Raw genomic sequence first — 2507 nt, 5'->3', positions numbered from 1 at the left:
AAATCGGGATGGGATCCTTGCCCAAGGAAATCATCGAACGCGGAATTCCAAATGGCAAGGTGATCGCAGCAACGACCCCGGTCGATTCGCTCATCGTCGCTGGCGTGTCGAACTGGGGCGGGTACGGGCTCCTTGCTGCCATGGCCTGCACGAAGCCGGCGTTGCGGGATGTTCTCCTGCGCTATTTCAATCGGGATATGGATCACCGGTTCCTTTCGGCGGCGGTGAAAACCGAGCAGGCGGTCGATGACAGCCGGGTCGATAATCCCGGGCGACCGCAGATGAGTGTCGACAGCATCCCCTGGGAGCAGCACGCGGCACTTCTTGAGGAGATCTCCGCCGTGGTGGCGTCGCAGGCGCGCTGATCGAGCATGTCCGAGACGGGTCACGACCGCCAAAATTCACGTGAGCATACTGGGCCCGCTTTCGGCCGAACAGGTCGCCGCTCCAGGCTCACCAGGCGCTTCGCCGTCGTTTTTCCTTGGAAGCTTCGCGAAGCTTAACAGACCCTCCACAGGGCCCTCAGCCTGCGCGGGCGCCGTTCGGAACCGACTTCTCTCATCGGCATAACCGGCATCGAACAGTAGACCTTCGGAAATCTCGCCCGCCACCTTTCGCGGCGCGAGGTTCACGATAAGCGGCGCCTGCCGGCTCTCAATCTCCTTTGGAGATGGACGCTCCTTTTTCAGGCCGATGAGAATGGAGCGCGCGTGGTCGCCGAAATCGACACGCAGCCGCACGAGCTTCTCCGAATGCGCCACGTCCTCGACAGCGAGATTGGTCCCGACGCCGACGTCAATCTGGTCGATGTCCGAGGTCGAGATGAGGGATTTGATGGGCTCCGGATTCATGTTCCACTCCTTGCTGAGGCTCGGTCGATCGCGTCAAACTCGGTCTCACTCAAGCGCCAACCGAGTGCATCGAGATTGGCCCTCGCGTGATGAGGCTTGGTCGCGCCGGGGATGGGAATCACGTGGCTGTCGCGCGCCAACAGCCAGTTTAGGGCGACCTGGCTGATGCTGGCCTCGTGCGCGCGGGCAATATCGGCGAGACACGTCAGCAGCGCTTTCGTGCCCATGCTGTCCGATGGCTGCGTGAGGCGGCCGGACGCAAGGGGAAAATACGCGACCAGTGCTACATCGAGCTCACGGCAGGCTTCGAATACGCCACTTGTTTCCGCTGCTCGTCGGAGCAGGCTGTAGTTGACCTGATTGGCGGCGAGCGGAACGCCGGCCCTTGCGAGGTGATCGGCGATGCGGCGCATCTGGTCCGCGTTGAAATTTGCCACGCCGACCGCGCGTGCCCTGCCGGACTTCACCGCTTCGATGAGGCCTTCGGCGAACACTCCCACGTCGATCAAGGGCAGCGGATAATGGACATAGTAGAGATCGATTGTCTTGAGGCCAAGGCGCGCGAGCGAACCGTCAAGCGCGCTCATCAGGCGGCGCGGAGAGGTTCGGCCCGGAAAGGGAAGGAATTTCGATGCTATCACCGCGCGGGTGGGACCGGCGCGCAAGCAGTCACCCACGACGCGCTCCGAAAAATAGATCTCAGCCGTGTCGATCATGCACGGGCCGGCATCTTGAATGGTCCTGTAAGTTTCCAACACGGCCCCCCGATCGGCACGCCGCCATTTGTTCGTGCCGATGCCCAAGGGCAGCACATGGATGCCGGTTCGACCCAACGGGCGCGTATCATGATCTGCGGGCATCGCTGGACCTCTCACAAGGCGAAAGCGCCGTTTGCTGTTGGTATGATGACAATGGCGATTCAAGCTTACGCCATAGCCACTACGGCCGCATCTGCCGAGTCGGTCGGTAGTTCAAGGGAATCCAGACTGCGCATTGGCCTAACGATGGACGATCCTGGCCGCTCGCGCGGTCGAGGTCGGTTCAACCTAGAGCGGTTGCTCTTCAGATCCCGCAGGTGGGAGGCCAAGATAACGGCTCGGTCTTATGCGTCCTTCCATTTGATCGAGCAGCCGATAGACGCCTTTTGGTCAGCCGGCGCCACACCGGTGGTCGCAATCGCACGCATGGCCTCGACAAGCTCTTGGGGCGCTCCCGCGCGAGGCGGAGTTGTGCGGCCTTCGTCGAGCCGGCCGCGATACTTGAGCTTGCGGTCGGCATTGTAACCGAAGAAGTCCGGCGTGCAGACCGCTCCATACGCCCGTGCGACTGTCTGCGTCTCATCGTGAAGATAGGGAAACGAGAAATCATGAGCCTTCGCGAAACGCTTCATATTCTCAAACGAGTCTTCGGGGTAGCTCGCAGCATCGTTCGAGCAAATCGCCGCAAAGCCGACGCCCTCCGACATCAGCACGCGGGCGTCCGGACCATGCGGTCGATCACCGCTTTGACGTATGGGCAATGGTTGCAGATGAAGACGACGACCGTGCCTTTTTCGCCCGCAACGTCGTCCAGTGCGTAAGTCTTGCCGTCGGTGGCCGGAAGCCGAAATTCCGCCGCCAGCGTATCGAGAACGACTCGTGTAGCTGTTGCCGCCAT

3 protein-coding genes and 1 pseudogene are annotated in these 2507 nt (G+C 61.4%); 1 reads left to right on the top strand and 3 read right to left on the bottom strand.

Going from position 1 to position 2507, the window contains the following annotated elements:
• A partial coding sequence (locus AC629_RS43915; RefSeq protein WP_143199942.1) for a glutamate cyclase domain-containing protein occupies nt 1-365 on the top strand: 365 nt, incomplete at its 5' end.
• 36 nt (nt 366-401) lie between these two features.
• Here the strand turns inward: AC629_RS43915 and AC629_RS43910 are convergent.
• The 3 genes and pseudogenes from AC629_RS43910 to AC629_RS43900 all read right to left on the bottom strand — a co-directional run bounded on the left by AC629_RS43910 (nt 402) and on the right by AC629_RS43900 (nt 2507).
• Complete coding sequence (locus tag AC629_RS43910; RefSeq protein ID WP_168195762.1) at nt 402-851, bottom strand: hypothetical protein; 450 nt, start codon at nt 849-851, stop codon at nt 402-404.
• Nucleotides 848-1711 (bottom strand): aldo/keto reductase, encoded by an 864-nt coding sequence (locus AC629_RS43905; RefSeq protein WP_084810789.1) that lies wholly within the window; start codon nt 1709-1711, stop codon nt 848-850. The genes AC629_RS43910 and AC629_RS43905 overlap by 4 nt, the downstream gene beginning before the upstream one ends.
• Nucleotides 1712-1953: 242 nt before the next feature.
• Nucleotides 1954-2507, bottom strand: a pseudogene (locus AC629_RS43900) (thioredoxin family protein).

Origin of the sequence: Bradyrhizobium sp. NAS80.1, assembly GCF_001908205.1 — a bacterium.
Lineage (GTDB): Bacteria > Pseudomonadota > Alphaproteobacteria > Rhizobiales > Xanthobacteraceae > Bradyrhizobium.
Note: the sequence above shows the minus strand (reverse complement) of the source record. Positions and strands in the feature narration are given on the sequence as shown.

What these genes read in the sequence shown, in the direction of transcription:
- AC629_RS43905 (WP_084810789.1), bottom strand. Translation starts at nt 1,711, where the DNA reads ATGCCCGCAGATCATGATACGCGCCCGTTGGGTCGAACCGGCATCCAT.
- AC629_RS43910 (WP_168195762.1), bottom strand. Translation starts at nt 851, where the DNA reads ATGAATCCGGAGCCCATCAAATCCCTCATCTCGACCTCGGACATCGAC.